Source organism: Bartonella sp. DGB2 (genome assembly GCF_046843095.1).
GTDB lineage: Bacteria > Pseudomonadota > Alphaproteobacteria > Rhizobiales > Rhizobiaceae > Bartonella.
In genome coordinates, this window is the sequence record NZ_CP177329.1 from 48,100 (window position 1) to 65,435 (window position 17,336).

Here is a 17,336-nt window from a genome sequence, read left to right on the forward strand (position 1 = left end):
TTTCAAGGCATTATTATCGCCATAATCGCTTTTTCTTGGCATTTTCTTCTCCATCCTTAAAGGATACTCTATGAAAAATAATACAACAAGCAACAAAATGTGGGGGGGGCGCTTTACCCAAGGGCCGGCTTCCATCATGGAAAAAATTAATGTTTCAATTGATTTTGATAAAGCACTTTATCGTCAAGATATTACTGGTTCGCGTGCCCATGCAAGCATGCTCGCTCAACAAAATATTATCTCTCAAACAGATTATCAAGCCATTATTGCAGGGCTGGATGCAATCGAATCCGAAATCGCCTCTGACCATTTTGAATTTTCGCGCCAATTAGAAGATATTCACATGAATATTGAAGCGCGCCTTGAGCAGTTAATTGGCGCTCCCGCTGGCCGCCTGCACACCGCTCGTTCGCGTAATGATCAAATCGCTGTTGATTTCAGACTATGGGTACGCGAGGAATGTGATGCCTCAATGGTTGCCTTACGCACCCTTATCCAAGTACTGGTCTCAGTCGCAGAAGGCCATACAAATACTCTCATGCCGGGCTTTACCCATCTACAGGGCGCCCAGCCTGTCACCCTCGGTCATCACCTCTTGGCTTATGTCGAAATGTTTGGTCGCGATTTTGGACGATTTTATGATGCCCGCCAAAGGATGAATGAATGCCCCCTCGGAGCTGCAGCTCTCGCTGGGACAGGCTTTCCAATTGATCGCTTCCAAACAGCGAAAGCCCTTGGCTTCACCCGTCCTACCGCTAATTCTATTGATAGCGTCTCAGATCGCGATTTTGCTTTAGAGTTTTTAAGTTGTGCTTCTCTTTGCGCCACCCATCTCTCACGTTTTGCGGAAGAATTAGTATTATGGTCCACGGCACAATTTGGCTTTATTCGCCTTTCGGATGCTTTTTCGACCGGCTCCTCCATTATGCCACAGAAAAAAAACCCTGATGCAGCCGAGCTCGTCCGCGCAAAAGTAGGCCGCATTAACGGAGCATTAATCGCACTTTTAACAGTAATGAAAGGTCTTCCCCTTGCCTATTCCAAAGATATGCAAGAAGATAAAGAACAAGTCTTTGATGCTGCAAAAGCTCTATCTCTATGCTTGGCAGCTATGGCTGGTATGGTTAACGATATGGACGTTTGTACCAATACTATGGAACAAGCGGCAGGTCGTGGTTATGCTACGGCAACCGATTTTGCCGATTGGCTAGTGAAAGCACTCAACCTCCCCTTCCGCGAAGCCCATCATATTACTGGCCAAGCAGTAGCCTTAGCAGAAAGCCGCGGGGTTGAACTGAGCGATCTCCCCTTAAAAGACTTACAAAGATTGCACGCAGGGATAAACAGCACGGTTTTTAGCGTCTTAAGTGTAGAACAATCAGTCAAAAGCCGCCAAAGCTATGGCGGCACCGCTCCTTCCCAAGTTCAAACACAAATTGAAGCTTGGAAAAAGCGCCTTGCTCGCTTATAGATTAAGTAGCCTAAATCCCCCAAGAAAGGCGAAAACCAATGAGGAACTTATGGGAAAATTTCACTACCAATCCGGAACACTTCACGCCGAAAATGTAGCCCTGTCAACAATAGCTCAAACCATCCCCACCCCCTTTTATTGCTATAGCGCTACCGCTATAAAAGAGCATTTTTCTGCTTATCAAGCTGCCTTTGCTGACGAACCATCAGTACTCATCGCCTATGCTTTAAAAGCCAATTCCAATCAAGCTATTCTCACACTTTTGGGCGCCCAGGGCGCAGGCGCCGATGTGGTTTCAGGCGGTGAATTACGACGTGCTTTAGCCGCCCATATACCCCCCAATAAAATTGTCTATTCAGGGGTAGGTAAAACAAAAGACGAAATCGACTTTGCCCTTGCTCAAAACATCCATTGTTTTAACGTTGAATCCTTGCCTGAATTAGAGCACATAGCCGTGCGTGCCAAAGCCTTAGGAAAAAAAGCGCCCATTTCTTTGCGCATCAACCCAGATATTGATGCAAACACCCACCAAAAAATTACCACTGGCAAAGCAGAAAATAAATTTGGACTGCCGCTTAACCAAGCTCTAAACGCGTACAAAAACGCCCAATCCTCGCCTTATCTTACGATCAAAGGCATTGATATACATATTGGTAGCCAAATCTGTACGCTTGCTCCCTTTGCTAAAGCTTTCACACTTGTTGCTCAGTTTATCCAAACCTTGGCGCAAGAAGGTATCTTCCTTCGCCACGTTGATTTAGGCGGTGGTCTTGGCATAGCCTATAACCCCCAAGAAATGCCTCCTACCCTTGCCGATTATGCCGCCCTTGTCAAAAAAAGCATCTCTCCCCTCGGCCTTCAAATCATCCTCGAGCCAGGCCGTAACATTGTTGGTAATGCTGGTGTTTTGGTCACCACACTTCTTTACATAAAAGAAGCAAAAAAACGCAATTTCCTCATCATTGATGCCGCGATGAATGACTTAATCCGCCCCACCCTCTACGAAGCCTGGCAAAATATTATCCCCGTCAAAGAACCAAAAGCTTCTCCTTCCACCACCTGCGTCGATATTGTAGGACCCATCTGCGAAACTGGGGATTATCTAGGTAAAGATCGGTACTTACCCCCCGTCGCCCCCGGCGAGATGTTAGCTATTACTGGAGCAGGAGCCTATGGAGCTGTCATGGCTAGTACCTATAATAGCCGCCTCCTAGTGCCAGAGATTCTTGTTCAAAATCAAATATGGGACATAGTTCGGCCGCGTCTTAACTATACAGATCTCTTAGCACTTGACCACGTCCCCGCTTGGCTTTTAGGCAAATAATATCGAAGTATGAGGGCAAAGGGAACATTATGGGCATCAGAGTATCTCTCTATCCCTATTGGTTTTTGCGAGCATGGTGTCTCTTAACATGGCAACAACTCGCGCCCCGTCTCTATTTAATCTTTATAAGCCTTATGCTTTTGGTAGCTTTCAGCTGGTTTGGACTGTTTCATTCTTTAAGCTTTTGGCCGCACATTTTCCTTCTAGTGAGCCTTTTAGGAATAGGGGCGCGCGGGCTCTTACATCTGACGCGTTTTCGCTTTCCTAACAAACGCACAATAACCGTTGCTATTGAAAAGGCTAATGGCTTAGCCCATCAACCCCTTTCAAGCCAATACGACCGCCTACCCGCCACATCAGCAACCATAGCACAGCACCTATTTCGCGCCCATCAGCGCCGCTTGCATAAAGAGCTTCCTCCTCTTCACCATATACATATACCCTCAACTTATCAGTCAAGCGACCCTTTCGGCCTACGCTTTCTCGTTGTCCTACTAAGCGCTGTCGCCTTTGGCTTTTCTTGGGGTTCCAAAGGTGGTCAGTTGCAAGATACCTTTTTTCTTTCGCCTCCTTCTTTTAGTACAAATCCTTCCCTGCATCTTGAAGCTTGGGTCATCGCCCCATCCTATAGCGGCGGCCATCGCTTTTATCTAGCCGAAGGCGCACAACCACCCCAAAACTTAACGTCAGGAAGCGAATTTTTTCTCAATGTAGAAGGTGGAGCAGGCACTCTTAAGCATAAAAAAAATGGGCATCTTATATCTATATCGCCGCAAGAAACCACGAAGAATAGCCAACATTTTCGTTTTAATCTCACTACATCTACCCAACTTATCTTCAAATCTCATAATGAGCAACGAGAATGGAAAATTCCTATCGCTCGCATAGATCCACCAAAAATTGCCTTCACCCGCCCACCGCAGCGCACTACTAATGGCATGCTTCAGCTTGATTATAAGCTTGATGATACTTATGGAATAAAAAAGGCATGGGCAGAAATTACTCCTTTGAGTCCATTAGAAACGAACGTAAGCCCACACCCTCTTTATCCTATCCTCTCAATCGCTCTTGATATACCACAAAGCGGAAAAGGAAGAGGCGAAACAACCTATGATAGCCGCGCCCATCCTTTTGCGGGAGCAAAAGTATCAATCACCCTCCATGCCGAAAATCATCAAGGCATACATATAGCTAGCACGCCGCTAATAGCTATCTTGCCCGAAAGAAGTTTTGCTACCCCGTTAGCGCGGGCATTGGCTGAACAAAGGCGGATTTTAGCCCTTGATGGACAACAAAAAAACCTCGTAAGCGATATGATTTCTGCCCTACAGCTTGCCCCAAACTATCTTACCCAAAAAAGCATAGAAACAATTCTGCTAAGCAGCCTTTGGACGCGCCTTTCGCTTGCCCAAAATGATGAACAATTGCGCGGTGTCGTCACCTATCTCGGCCAAGCAGCCGCAGAACTTGAAGAAGAAGAAGATAGTTTTAGCGCGCAGAAAAAACTTAAACAAGTGCAAGCAACCCTACGCGATGCTTTAATGCGTGGCGCTACTAAAGACGAGATTGACCACCTCATGCAAGATCTACGCACCGCGATCCAAGCTTATGCCATAGCACTTGCCCAAAACCCATCTTTACAAAGTTTTGTTTCCCCTCTAGAGACATCAAAAAAAGTTCTCAATGAAAGCGATCTTGAAAAAAAACTCAAAGAGCTACAAGACAAAGCACAAACCGGCAAAAGTGCTGAAGCTGACCTTCTTTTAGCGCAAATTGAGGAATCGCTAGAGCATATACAAATCCAAAAAGGCAAAGGCAGAAATTTTTCCCCCGAACAAAATCTTAATAATCTTGCCGATCTTTTACAAAACCAGCAAACACTTTTAGACTCTACAACCCACCTAGAAGATACAGATAGCAAAAGCAGCAAAGCACAAAAAAAACAACTGATAGAGGAAAACCAAGCCCTGCAGGCACAGTTGCATAGTTTGCAAAACAATTTACAAAGCCAAGATAATGCCATTAATGCCCCTTTAGAAGAGGCTAAACGCCATATGGATAGTGCCATAAAAGCTTTACAAGAGGGCAACCAAGCAAAAGCAGCCAACAAACAAGCTGCAGCTATTGCGTCTCTACGTCAAGGCGCTGAAGCCTTAATCAAAACTTCAAAAAAAACCAAAGAAAAAGACCCCTTAGGGCGCCCTTCAACGGGGCAAAGAGGTTCAACGCCCAACCTAAAAGCAGCGGAAGGAAGCCGTAAAATCTTAGACATGATTCGTAAAAAACTAGATAGCGCTTTAAGCCAACAAGCTCGCTCTTATCTCGAATCTCTTCTAAAGGGCGCAGAATAGGCATAATCTCAGCAGGGAGAGGCTCGGCGTGTCAAGCGGGGGCAAATGCGCCGAGCCTCCATACCATACACAAGAGGTGGTCTGGTGCCTACCAAATGCATGGGCAAAAAAAAGGTTCCAAAAATTCATAAAACGATAGATCTATCGCTCAAAATTGATAAGCCATTAGACGCGCCCCGTGTTTTTTAAGCCAAGCACGCTGTATTTGATAGGTAGGACAAAGCATAGCGCAAAGTTGCCAAAACTTCTCATCATGATTCATCTCACGCAAATGGGCTATTTCATGGGCTACTAAATAAGAAATTACTGCAGGCGATGCCATAGCAATACGCCAAGAAAAAGAAAGTCGTCCCGTCGCGCTGCATGAGCCCCACTGACTTTTAGTATCGCGATAAATAACCGCAGTTGGTTTGCGCCCGATATGGAGTGAATAATCACGTATTAAAGGCGTAATCGCCTCTTTAGCATAATTTTTTAAGCAAGCAACCAACCGCCGACCCACAAAGGCGGGGTCTCCATAAATCCATAATTGCCACCCTCCCTCGTGATGAACCCGCTCTGTTAATCCGCGCCCTGGCCTTAAAACAATATGATGCGTCACACCATAAAGATCTATCACTGCACGCTCTCTTGGGAACGAAGATGCACTTACCTGTAGCCATCGGGTCTTAATCCAAGCTGTTTGTTGGCGCACAAAACTTATAACAAGGCTTTCTTTCGCCGCGGGTGGGCTGGTCAATAAAAAACTTTGCTGGATTGGGCATGCCCGCAAAATCAACCGCTTAGCACGCGAATGGATCCGCCAACGTAAAGGGAGCTGTTGACCTTGCCACTCCAGCCAATAAGCTTTACCACTCCCTAGTTCTGACCTCGCAGTGACCTTCTTAAAAGGTTGGGGGATCAAATGAATCATTACGAACCTTCGCCCCTTTTTATAACGAAGCCACCAATCCCAACATTTGTTGCAAAAGACGACCCAACAAAGATAAATCCTCTGGGCGCGAAAGTCGGTGATCCCCATCGCGGATTAAAGTAAGGGTCACATTCTGACACGGCAAATGATTCAACAAGGCCAGACTATGACTATAAGGTACTACCGTATCCTCCATACCATGCATAATAACAATAGGACACTCAAAGGGCAAAATTCCTTCCATAACCAAATGATCCCGTCCATCATCAAATAAAGCCTTTGAAAAAACAGCATAAGGGTTCCCTGCCTCTAATGCAATTTGCCCGCCTTCGTTAAGATTGGCTCTTTGTATAATATTCAGTGATGGTAAAATCAGCTTTTCAGTAAAATCAGGAGCGGGCGCGATCAATACAATCCCTGCGAGGGGGCGATTTTCTTTCAAATAAGCGCGTGCCAAAAGCAAAGCCAACCAACCGCCCAATGAAGATCCAATAAGGATTGGCGGCTCTTGCATGCAAGTCTTTACTAAAGTTAATGCCTCATACAGCCAAGCCGAAATCGTACCTTCATAAAGATTACCTTCTGACTCGCCATGGCCAGAATAATCAAATCGCAAACAAGAAAGTCCATTGTTTTGTGCAAAACTATCTACAGCTAAAGCCTTATCGCCCTTCATATCCGAACCATAGCCCGGAAGCCATACAAGCCCTGGTGCACGATCACTCAAAGCAGTTTGGTTTGCGCCTCCTGCTCTTTGTAAGGTAGCCCCAAGAGCTTTCCGGTAACGAAAGGCAATTTGTTTATCCGCAATTGTTACAAATTTTGTAGGGAAATGCGCTTCGCCCGCCATAATTTCATCTCCTTTCAAAAGTTTAGCGTATTGTTTTTAGCACTATAAGTCTATATGAAATGAAAAGCGTGAAAAGCATTATTTTATTGCACTCCTCTTATAAAATAGGGTAAGAGCAAGAAAGCATAAAGATAGGCTTCAACAATAGGAGAGTTAGCCATTCGCCGACCATTTAAAGCAAACCCCGTACAAAAGGATGGACCACGTTCTAACCAAGACATTCGGGTACCCCGCGTTCAGCTTATCGACGATGAAGGGCAGAATCATGGCATTATCACCATACAAGACGCGTTGAGCATAGCGCAAAACGCTGGTCTTGATCTTGTCGAGATCGTCCCAAACGCCGAACCACCAATTTGTAAAATTATTGATCTTGGCAAATTGAAATACCAAAATCAAAAGAAAGCCTCTGAAGCGCGTAAAAAACAAAAAACCGTAGAAATTAAAGAAATCAAAATGCGCCCCAATATTGACATCCATGATTATGGCGTCAAGCTTAGAGCCGTGAACCGTTTTCTAGAAGAAGGCGATAAAGTTAAAATCACTCTACGTTTTCGCGGCCGTGAGATGGCTCACCAAGAGCTTGGGATCAAACTGCTAGAACGCGTCAAAGCCGACACGGTTGAAATAGCAAAAATTGAAGCAGAGCCCAAATTAGAGGGTCGCCAAATGATGATGGTGATTGCACCGAAATAGCGGGTGATCACCATAAACGCGTCAAGCCGCATACATCTATATATCTTCTGATTGCGCATGCGGTTTCACTGCGCATCTTTTCTGCTACCATTGCTTTACCGCCTTCTATTGGGCATAATCTTATTCAAACCAATTGCATAGCCTACATGTAGCGCTCTAAAAAGGGGAGAAATAGACATGAAAGCCATTGCCTATCGTAAAAACCGCCCGATCAGCCACCCCCAAGCCCTTGAAGACTTAAAACTACCTTGCCCAAAAATTGGCTCCGCTGACCTTTTAGTTGCTATCCGCGCGGTTTCTGTAAACCCTATTGACATAAAAACGCGCCAAAACGCCCCGCCCTTTGAAAAAAATACCCCTCGTGTCTTAGGATTTGATGCCAGTGGCACCGTCATAGCTTGTGGCGAAGCAGTCAAAGATTTTAGCGTAGGCGATGCCGTTTATTATGCTGGCACCCTCAACCGCAACGGTAGTAATGCCGAATATCAAGCGGTTGACCATCAGCTTGTAGCCAAAAAACCACAAAGCCTTACCTTTGCTCAAGCAGCCAGCCTACCTCTTACTGCCATAACCGCTTATGAAATGCTATTTGACCGCCTATGCATTACAAAACCACTACACCCCGAACAAACAACTTTTTTAATAGTAGGGGGTGCTGGTGGGGTGGGCTCCATAGCTCTGCAACTTGCCCGGCTGCACTCCCCCCTCACCCTCATCGCTACTGCCTCGCGCCCAGATTCCCAAGCATGGGCACTAAAAATGGGGGCTCATCACACTATCAATCATCATCAACCCTTCTTACCTCAATTAGAAGGACTAGGTTTTTCCCAGGTTGATTTCATCTTTTCCACTAGCCATTCTGACCTTTACCTACCTCAATATATTGAAGCTCTTGCTCCACAAGGTCGCCTTGGATTAATTGATAGCCCTCCCTCTTTTGATATCAGCCCCTTAAAAAGCAAAAGCATAGCCATCCATTGGGAGTTCATGTTCACCCGCTCCATCTTTGCTTGCATTGATAAATCGCGCCAGGGGACTATTTTACGGGAAATCGCTGCCCTTATTGATGAAGGGCAGCTACGCTCTACCATGCGCACGCATTTCTCTCCCATTAACGCCCAAAACCTGCAAAAAGCCCATGCGCTTATTGAAGGTGGCGCAAGTATTGGTAAAATTGTCCTTGAAAACTTCTAATTCAGGATTGAGACAACACCGGCAATATTCAAATTAAATTTTCACCAGCTTTATTTTATAATTCTAATAATCTTTCTCATAAAAGAGGCCAAGGCTTGAGTTACCATCGCTACCCAAAACGCCTTTAGCCTTTAAATTTTTATTGATATCAAGGTTAACTGTACCTTCCGTTCCGCCTGTACCAGCTTCCACGCCCAAATAAATATTCTCCCGCAAATAGCGCCCAACGCGCACACCGCTATACCCTTGTGCATCTGTTATCACATCCAAATCATCAAGACCAATTTTTTCGCGCAATTGGTCAAGAACAGACCCCCCTCCCCCTCCAGCCAATTGCCGAGCCGCTAAAACCAATTGCCCCACTTGCAGGGGGGATAATTGACTAAGAGGCCGCTTAAAAACAAGCCGTGCCAAAATCTCATCTTGCGGCAAAGAAGGTTCAGACGCCAGCTTAATGGAAAGATTATCTACGGCGCCAGAAATAGTAATATCAATTATAAAATCAGTATCATTATTGCGTGCGGTTAAATAAAGCCGCGGATTCAAATTACCAGTTAGAGAAACCCGCCCTTCGGTAAAGTTTAAGCGCTGCGAAAAAAAATCAAAACGCCCGCGGATAAGCTCAAAATCCCCAGTTGGTTTAAGATTAGCCAAAGAGCCGACAAGGTGTATATTGCCGCCCATTTCAACATCCAAGCCCCGACCACGAACAAAAATCTGATGAGGCGCATGAATATTAATATCCAACCGCGGTGAAAATGTAGGAGCATTTTGGCCAGTTTTGACCTGATCAGGGCTCATATTTGCGCGGTCTAAGGTCATAGCAATTGGCCTTGTTAGATGTTTATGATCAATATCCAAAACGGGTGCGGCAGCCAAAAAATCACCTAGAATAATATTTGCATTTTCCAACTTCACATGCCCAGCTACCAATGGCTCATGTAAAAGCTGCCCCGTCACATGCAAATCCCCATTCAAGAAGGCCTGTATATAACGCCCATCCTCATAGCCTAAGCCATCAAAACGAATTTTTAGATCAGCTGGCAAACCTTCAGCAAAGCGTGGGGCAATATCACCAGACAGAAAGAGCCTCCCACCCGCACCTGAATCCGCGCGCCCTGAAATAGCAATCTTATCAGCCAGCCACGTCCCATTAAGACCTATCGCCTTTAATCGTATATTACTTTGCGGATCAAACAAGCGTCCGTCCTTTATATGAAAATTCCCCTCAAGCAAAGGCGCTGTAAAATTGCCAGAAAACTTGGCTTGAAAATTAAGTAACCCGCCAAATTGTGTTCCACGTTCCTCAGTAAAGGCATTAGCAAGCCCCAAGGGCAAACGGCCAGTTGCTTGTAGATTGATCTCTTGCCCAGCCGTATTCACACGCCCCGTTCCTTTAAGATACATATCTTGAGGAAATCTGGCTTCAAAACGTGTGAACTCCACTATTCCTGCTCGGTAATTACCCTCTGTTTCTAAAGAAAGCACTCCCACACGCGCCGCGCGTAAAGCCTGCATATTCACATCGTCAGCTTTCAAAGAAAAATCAACCGCTAGATCATCAAACTGTCCACTTAAATTTACCGTCCCATTCGCCCTTCCTATAAGCGCTTGATTATTTACAAAAGCATTTACAAAACCTAGGGATAAATTATGTAAATCCAACACGCCATAAAGGTTGCCCTTTTGCGCTAAAGAGGCGCCACCCTTAAAATGAACATAACCACTTTGCTTGCTTTCTTCCGTCAATCGGGTCTCAACAGCCATTACATCGTCCTTTTGGGCGCCCTGCAACTCCACTGTCAAAGACGGCAAAGCTTTAAACTTTCCAAAATCAGAATGCCACCCCGCCCCCGCGAGAGAAAATCGCAGTTTCCCTCCTTCTATAAAGACATCACCCGTTGTTTGCCCCCTAGCATGCCATTTCGGCTCCCACATATTCACAAGAGAAAGAGGAAAGGCTTGAACATTTATCACCAACCTATCATCGTCCGCGTCACCATAGCTACCGCTCAAATGCAACCGCCCTGATCCCGCCTTTAAAACTAAAGGAGAAAGAAAAAAACCACCTTGCCCTGCGGTCAAACTAGCAGTTCCATCTAAAAAAAGTTTCTGATTACCATCGCTTATCTGCAAAGTATTAAAATGAAACTGGCTTAAAAAACCGCTCTTATCTTTTTTAAAAAAGGTTTCCCCACCAAAGTTCATATTCAACCGGCCACGATGCGCATTTGCCATAAAACGCGTACCTTCTTGGATCGGTAGCATTGTAAAATCCGCCTCATCAACAGACACACCATTAAGATCCAAATTTTGGCCCTTAGCATAACCAGAAAAGGCAGGCGCTTTCATAAGATCGGTAGCACTAGCCTTAAATTTTATATTTTTACTAGAAAAAGTCCCGTAAGAAAAATTATTAACCATAGCTTCCACAGAAAGGTTTTGTTGGTCTGCATATGGATTGAGATTCAACCGTACTACCGCGTCGCCCTCTCCCCTTGCCAAACTCAATGCAGCAAGATTGCTAATGTCAGAGGCATTAAGCTGTATCCCGCCATGCCAAAGCCCTTTCTTATCTTGCTGGATAGCGCCCTCTATCTTAGCTCCTGCCAAGGATACAAATAAATTATCAACGGCCCACCCGATATCCCCCTGTTTAATCTGGCTAAAAAAATGCAAAGGCGCTCCAGCCATATGCCCATCACCTGAAAAAGTGCCGTCCCAATGGGTAACTGTTGCTTTACTATTATCAATATTCACCTGCAGTTGTGCTTTTAAAGCTTTAATTGGTTTTTGCATTACGGCTAACCCCTCGCTATCAAACGTAGTGGATAAAACCAAAAAACCATCATGACCACGCAGCGTACCCTTCATCTTTGCGCTACCAGCCATGCGCTTATCAAGATACGATAAAACTGGTACGTTAAAGAAGAAATCAAAATTAGCTGCTTTACTTGCAACAGACCCATTAGCAAAAATACCAATATTTGTACTTTTTAAGCTGAGTTTTTGCGCGTGCATACCAGCCTTATCGCGCGCAAGCCCTCCATCTACCGTAATCTTACCCGCCAATAAACGAGCAAGAAAACCGTCTCTCTCCCAGTATAAATCCTCTGCTTTACCGCTTAAATGCACATTAAACTCAGAACTTAGCAGAGAAAAAGCCCCTTCAATCACCCCTTTAGCTTTCCCTGTCAGGGGCGTACCTGTAATAATAGAAAGCGGGAGTAAATTTTGGCCATCCAAAGTCATACCGCCGTTAAAGCGCCAATCTTTAACAGTCCCCTGAAGATTCAAAGAAAAACCGCGCCCCAAAAGCGCTACGTGATCAAAAGTTAATGGCGCTGCCCCGCCCACGCGCCCATGCAAAACAAATTCTAAATCCTGTGGTATCACAGCGTCTCTTTTTTGCCCTACACTTTGCACAGCTTGCATAGTACCGGTAATATCGATCCCTACATGGCGGCGCGCTGTATCATCCAAATCCTTTATCAAACCGCCCAAATCAAAATCAATTCGCTCCGCCTTAAAATCACCATTAGAAAAATTATCAATTAACACCTTTCCTTCCCAGTTAGGGCGATCGCCTTCGCCATAATTCATATGCATATGTATAGAACGAGCCGACATCTGCCCACCGGCAATCGGTAAAGTTACACGTCCATCCGTCACACTGCTAAGTTTTTGATCAGAATCTTCCCCCTCCAATACAGCATCCAGCACCAACATACGCAAAAAACCATCAGGCAAAAGACGCGCGCGCGCTTGCAACTTTACTTGAGAAGTTTCTACTTTAAGGGTTTTTAGTTCAACGCCACCATCATTCTGCCATAAAGCATCAATATTCAGCCGCGTCTGGCTTCCTAAAAACTCATGATAAGCCTCAGGCACCAACATAAAAATAGGGCCAGAAAGATATCCCACTACGCTATGGCCGCTCTCCCTCTTTCGCAGAGTTAAATGTCCGTCCAAAACCCTTTCTTGCTTAGTATTAACAAGCAAATCTGTCTGCAAATCATCATAAGTACCTGCTCCTACGAGCTCTAGATGAAGAGCGGGGTGCTCTTTCAGCTTTAAAATATTAGCTAAAATTCCATCATCTGGTTCATCCCCTTTCAGCATCAAACGCACACTACGTTGTGCATTAGAAAAATGGGCTTCCATAGAAAATGACCCAGCGTCGTCCAAACGCTCCATTTCCAATGCACTATCAATCCCTCCGCCATCAAACAATACATGGCCATCAAGGCGTAAACGTGCCGTAAGACCAAAGAGAGATTCCCCCAAATTTACCTGATCAGCTTTTATGTGCTTGATCAATACTGCAATCGGCAATGCAGGCAATGAAAATGGCTCCGCTTCAGGCTTTGTAGGGTTAGGCAATGGTAAGCGAATAAAATCAATTTTATCAGCACTTAGTTGGTTGATATCAAGCCGCCCTTTTAACAAAGCAGCACGATTCCAATCTACCTTTACCTTTTCAATTTTTAGCCAGACTCCCTCCTGGTCACTCACCGTGATTTCACCAATTTTAGCCTTTGCCGAAAGTGTGCCTTCAATATGCTGTAAACGTATTTGCCGGTTTGGAGCAGAAATTTGTCTCTCAATCAAACCAATCATCCAAGATCGATCATCATCAGTCAGAGAAGCGGCCTGCGCATAGGCCAACCACGGCATCATTAACCCTATACAAAACAATAGACTCAATAAAATAAACCATGACCGCAAGAAAAACTCTTGCCTTGATTGCTCCCCATAAATTTGGCCTTGCTGTTTCATCAAAAGGCCTGTCCAATTCCAATATAAAAGCCAAAACGAGGATCGCCTTTGTCACGGTTAAACGGCAAAGCAATATCTGCTCGCAACGGCCCAAAGCCAGTTTGATACCTTACCCCCACTCCTGCTCCCCATTTAGGGGATTGTAAAAAATCAGGGTAAGGTTTTTCTCCCACCAGCCCCCCATCAACAAACCCCACCACACCAATCGTATCAGTAACCATAGCCCGCACTTCTGCTGACCCTTCAAGTAAAGAGTGCCCCCCTACCACAGATCCATCAGCAAGGTTTACCCCAATATTACGGTAAGCATAGCCGCGTACTGATCCACCGCCACCTGCAAAAAATAGCATATTCATCGGAAGTCCTTCAATCTTATCTCCTAAAAGGGTTCCTGACTTAGCCCGTAAAGCCAATATAAAACGCTTTTTTTCATCAAAAGAAAAATACGTGCGTCCCTCTACGTTTAATCGCATTAAGGCTTTACCCTTATCCCATTGATATAGAGGGGTAGCAGTCACTTCACTATAAAAGCCGGATTTTGCGTCATTTTTATCGTCACGACCATCATAAAGCAGACCACCTTCAAGCCCAAAAAGTTGAAACTCGCGCTTTCCAAAAACCTTATCTTCATTGCTTATGTAAGAAAGATCGGTGGTAATATGAGCTGCTAATTGTGGATTGAATTGTTGGTTTACCCCTACCCGCCCATGGATGCTTGTCGCTCTATATTGATCCACCACTTCATGTTCAGCTTTCACCTGAGCAACCAGGTTCGTATCGGGTGTATAAATACCCGGCTTCGTAAATTTGCTTGATAGTAAATAGTTAAAATTTTTCCAATCATAATCGCGTGAACCACGGCTACCTACACCACTCATTTCTGCATCAAAACGCAAAGCTTCGGCTCTACCAAAAAGGTTTCTATGTAACAAAAAACCAGCAATCCCACCCCCATCAAGGGTGGAGTATTTCGCTCCCATACCAATACGACGCGGTTTTCTTTCTTCTAGGATGAGTGAAAGCGGTAGGTATCCTTCCTGATCAATTACCGCCCCTTCACGTACCGTAGCAACACGGAAAACATCTAGCCTCTGCAAACGTTGATTAGCGCGAGCAATATCATCTGGCTTGTAGGGCCGCCCTTCCACAATCCCTGTCATCCATGTTACAAAAGCAGAATTCATCCGCGGTAAAATTGAAATATTCTGCACCGCTAAAGGGCCATAAATAGCTTGACGACCTGGTGCCACAAAAATTTTTGCATCAAGCTGCTTTAAGGCATGATCAGCAATAATTTCGCTTTTCTCAATTTTTGCCTTGGCATAAGAACGCTGTTGCCAAGCCATTATTGCGATTTTTTCCGCCTTTAAAACTGTGGTAGACTGTGCAGGATGCCCCGTTTGAAATCCTATCGTGTTCAAAGAAGCTTGAGGCTTTTCTCTTCCTATTGCGACTTGGGGCAATGGCGATACACGCGCTTGACCAAATAAATAAGGTGAGCCTGCATCAACCTTAATTTCAATAGTAGAGCGAACAGGCAGAGCCTCTGCAAAATTCAGTGTGCTTGCCTCCACGCCGTTGATCAAAATGTGAATCACACCGCCATAATAGCCTTGAGCATAAAAAGCGTTCAAAATCCGTTGATAGTCTCCGCGAGCTCGTGCCAAAAGAGCAATCGTGCTTAGCCCCCCTTGATTAGATTCTAAAAAAAGCTGGGAAGCAGCTTTAGTCCAAGCCACACTTTTGGGGGCAGAATCAGAAAGCGCTGTAATAGAAATCGTGTAATATTTCGAATCTTCTTCGCTGGTAGAATTTTCCATATGTGCCTTATCCCCCCACAAATGGAAACCAAATAAATCAAAGGCATGGGCGCTTTGCATAAAGCTAAATAGCACACTCAAAAAAAGGCAAAATATACAGATACTAATTTTTTTTTGATAAATTCTTATTTGTTTCATATGGAGCCCTCATCGCACATTTGTGCATAAAAAAGTTTTTCCTTTTAATCAGCTCACCCAACATCTCTATTGTGTACTTACATAGCACAGACGAACTTTGTATTATTTTAAGATAGAAATAAACTGCCGATTGGAAAGGGCATTGCTTATCATAAATTTTGTTTAAAACCTTGCGACTAACCACAAAATATGCATTCCTAAAAACAGGGGGTAAGATGATAGTACGGGTAGTGACAGTAGCATTTCAAAGCATTGAAGCCATCCCTGTTGATATACAAATTAAGGCCAGCCATGGCTTAAATACTATCTCTATAGTAGGCTTGGCCGATAAAATAGCGGCGGAGAGCTGCACGCGAATTCAAGCTGCCCTTTTCGCATGTGGCCTCTCCCTGCCTTTAAAAAAAATTACCGTTACTCTCTCCCCTATCGACCTTCCAAAAGCAGGCTCTCATTATGATCTCCCCATCGCCATTGGCCTTCTGATTGCTATGTCACTATTGCCCAGTGCAATCAGTGATCATTATCTTATACTCGGGAAATTATCTCTCAATGGCCATGTCGAGCCAGTAGAAGGGGTTTTACCCGCGGCCTTGACAGCGCTTAACCTAAAGCGCGGTATTATCTGCCCAGCAAGCACTGGTAGTGAAGCGGCTTGGTTAGGGACTAACCTTGATATTTTAGCCCCCTCTGGGCTTTTGCCTCTTGTCAATCATTTTAACGGCAAACAAATCTTAAGCCGCCCTATAGCCGGCACTTACCAAAAAGGAAAATTTTTAGGAGATTTTAACGAAATTCAAGGTCAAAATACAGTTAAACGTGCTTTAAAAGTGGCCGCAGCAGGGCGCCATAATCTTCTGTTGGTTGAGCACACAAAAGCAAAAAAATTTATGTTAGCGGAACGCTTTCCTTCTATTCTACCCCCACTTAGCGCCCGCGAATTACTTGATGTCTCATTGATTTATTCTCTCGCTGGCGCCATAAGTCAAACTGGCATTTCTCCTCAACGGCCCTTTAGGGCTCCAAACCATTCAATATCCATGGCCGCTATGATAGGGGGTGGTAATATGGCGCGCCCAGGTGAAGTCTCCTTAGCCCATAATGGCGTTCTGTTTCTTGATGATTTATCAAAATTTTCTCCTAAAGTGCTTAATTCCTTACGCCAACCTTTAGAAACTGGAGAAATAACCATTACTCATGCCAAACATCACATTCGTTATCCAGCCCGTATCCAACTCATATCGACTATAAACTCTTGCCATTGCAGCCTTGCTGACGAGAGTAAGCCTACATGTAACTGCAGATCCCATTATCAAATCGGCCAAACCCGCCTTTCTGACGCCTTTCTTGATAAGATTGATATGTGCATCCATGTCCCCGCCCTTGATACTAGAGATTTACAAAAAACATCCTTAGGAGCATCAAGCGACGAAATATTGCAAATGGTTATAAAAGCCCGTGAAATCCAATACCAACGTTTCCATTCTATGGGCCTTAACTATATACTCACCAATAGTGACTGCCCCGCCACTTATATTAAAGACATGATCGATCAAAATACAAAAGGCATTTTAGAACAGGCCTGTAAAAAAATAAACCTTTCAAAACAAACCTATCATACAATCTTACAGGTCTCTCGTACGATCGCTGATCTTGATCAAAATCCGGTTATCACCTCCCGCCATCTTGCTGAAGCATTTTCCTATCGCTTGAATTTAGAAAAATATCGTAGCCTTAATTTAAAGCGCTAAACAGAAACTATTTTCCTGCTATAATTAAAAATCTTGTTCAAAAAGAAAAAGT

Annotated in this window: 11 protein-coding genes; 6 read left to right on the forward strand and 5 right to left on the reverse strand. The window is 44.5% G+C overall.

What is annotated here, in order from left to right:
- Positions 1 to 70: 70 nt before the first annotated feature.
- From argH to ACK28X_RS09705, 3 genes are read left to right on the forward strand one after another with little or no spacing between them, the layout of a single operon-like run.
- Entirely contained in the window at positions 71 to 1,471 is a 1,401-nt protein-coding gene (gene argH, locus ACK28X_RS09695) for an argininosuccinate lyase (protein ID WP_412058760.1), read from the forward strand.
- Between the two features lie 49 nt (positions 1,472 to 1,520).
- Positions 1,521 to 2,795, forward strand: a complete 1,275-nt coding sequence (gene lysA, locus ACK28X_RS09700) for a diaminopimelate decarboxylase (protein WP_412058761.1) — start codon at positions 1,521 to 1,523, stop codon at positions 2,793 to 2,795.
- 29 nt (positions 2,796 to 2,824) lie between these two features.
- The gene (locus ACK28X_RS09705; protein WP_412058762.1) at positions 2,825 to 5,146 is read left to right on the forward strand and encodes a TIGR02302 family protein; all 2,322 of its coding nucleotides are present in this window, start codon (positions 2,825 to 2,827) and stop codon (positions 5,144 to 5,146) included.
- Positions 5,147 to 5,294: 148 nt separating this feature from the next.
- Here ACK28X_RS09705 and ACK28X_RS09710 read toward each other — a convergent pair whose 3' ends face one another.
- From ACK28X_RS09710 to ACK28X_RS09720, 3 genes are all read right to left on the reverse strand, one after another.
- Positions 5,295 to 6,059: a M48 family metallopeptidase gene (locus tag ACK28X_RS09710; RefSeq protein ID WP_412058763.1), complete on the reverse strand. Its 765-nt coding sequence runs from the start codon at positions 6,057 to 6,059 to the stop codon at positions 5,295 to 5,297.
- A 19-nt stretch (positions 6,060 to 6,078) separates the two neighbouring features.
- Complete coding sequence (locus ACK28X_RS09715) at positions 6,079 to 6,909, reverse strand: alpha/beta hydrolase (protein WP_412058764.1); 831 nt, start codon at positions 6,907 to 6,909, stop codon at positions 6,079 to 6,081.
- An 83-nt stretch (positions 6,910 to 6,992) separates the two neighbouring features.
- Entirely contained in the window at positions 6,993 to 7,130 is a 138-nt protein-coding gene (locus tag ACK28X_RS09720; protein WP_412058765.1) for a hypothetical protein, read from the reverse strand.
- Here ACK28X_RS09720 and infC point away from each other — a divergent pair.
- The gene (gene infC, locus ACK28X_RS09725) at positions 7,069 to 7,605 is read left to right on the forward strand and encodes a translation initiation factor IF-3 (protein ID WP_412059114.1); all 537 of its coding nucleotides are present in this window, start codon (positions 7,069 to 7,071) and stop codon (positions 7,603 to 7,605) included. The genes ACK28X_RS09720 and infC overlap by 62 nt on opposite strands.
- Positions 7,606 to 7,782: 177 nt before the next feature.
- Positions 7,783 to 8,799, forward strand: a complete 1,017-nt coding sequence (locus ACK28X_RS09730) for a zinc-binding alcohol dehydrogenase family protein (protein ID WP_412058766.1) — start codon at positions 7,783 to 7,785, stop codon at positions 8,797 to 8,799.
- Positions 8,800 to 8,862: 63 nt separating this feature from the next.
- Here the strand turns inward: ACK28X_RS09730 and ACK28X_RS09735 are convergent, their stop codons facing one another.
- Positions 8,863 to 13,479: a translocation/assembly module TamB domain-containing protein gene (locus tag ACK28X_RS09735; protein WP_412058767.1), complete on the reverse strand. Its 4,617-nt coding sequence runs from the start codon at positions 13,477 to 13,479 to the stop codon at positions 8,863 to 8,865.
- 98 nt (positions 13,480 to 13,577) lie between these two features.
- A complete protein-coding gene (locus ACK28X_RS09740) occupies positions 13,578 to 15,398 on the reverse strand; it encodes an autotransporter assembly complex protein TamA (RefSeq protein ID WP_412058768.1) in 1,821 nt (606 codons plus the stop codon).
- A 353-nt stretch (positions 15,399 to 15,751) separates the two neighbouring features.
- Here ACK28X_RS09740 and ACK28X_RS09745 point away from each other — a divergent pair, with 353 nt between their 5' ends.
- Positions 15,752 to 17,284, forward strand: coding sequence for a YifB family Mg chelatase-like AAA ATPase (locus tag ACK28X_RS09745; RefSeq protein WP_412058769.1), 1,533 nt, complete (start codon positions 15,752 to 15,754; stop codon positions 17,282 to 17,284).
- Positions 17,285 to 17,336 lie beyond the last annotated feature (52 nt).

Excerpts from the sequence above, each read along its gene's own strand:
- argH (WP_412058760.1), top strand. The coding sequence starts at position 71 with ATGAAAAATAATACAACAAGCAACAAAATGTGGGGGGGGCGCTTTACC.
- lysA (WP_412058761.1), top strand. The coding sequence starts at position 1,521 with ATGGGAAAATTTCACTACCAATCCGGAACACTTCACGCCGAAAATGTA.
- ACK28X_RS09705 (WP_412058762.1), top strand. The coding sequence starts at position 2,825 with ATGGGCATCAGAGTATCTCTCTATCCCTATTGGTTTTTGCGAGCATGG.
- ACK28X_RS09710 (WP_412058763.1), bottom strand. The coding sequence starts at position 6,059 with ATGATTCATTTGATCCCCCAACCTTTTAAGAAGGTCACTGCGAGGTCA.
- ACK28X_RS09715 (WP_412058764.1), bottom strand. The coding sequence starts at position 6,909 with ATGGCGGGCGAAGCGCATTTCCCTACAAAATTTGTAACAATTGCGGAT.
- ACK28X_RS09720 (WP_412058765.1), bottom strand. The coding sequence starts at position 7,130 with ATGTCTTGGTTAGAACGTGGTCCATCCTTTTGTACGGGGTTTGCTTTA.
- ACK28X_RS09730 (WP_412058766.1), top strand. The coding sequence starts at position 7,783 with ATGAAAGCCATTGCCTATCGTAAAAACCGCCCGATCAGCCACCCCCAA.
- ACK28X_RS09735 (WP_412058767.1), bottom strand. The coding sequence starts at position 13,479 with ATGATGCCGTGGTTGGCCTATGCGCAGGCCGCTTCTCTGACTGATGAT.
- ACK28X_RS09740 (WP_412058768.1), bottom strand. The coding sequence starts at position 15,398 with ATGGAAAATTCTACCAGCGAAGAAGATTCGAAATATTACACGATTTCT.
- ACK28X_RS09745 (WP_412058769.1), top strand. The coding sequence starts at position 15,752 with ATGATAGTACGGGTAGTGACAGTAGCATTTCAAAGCATTGAAGCCATC.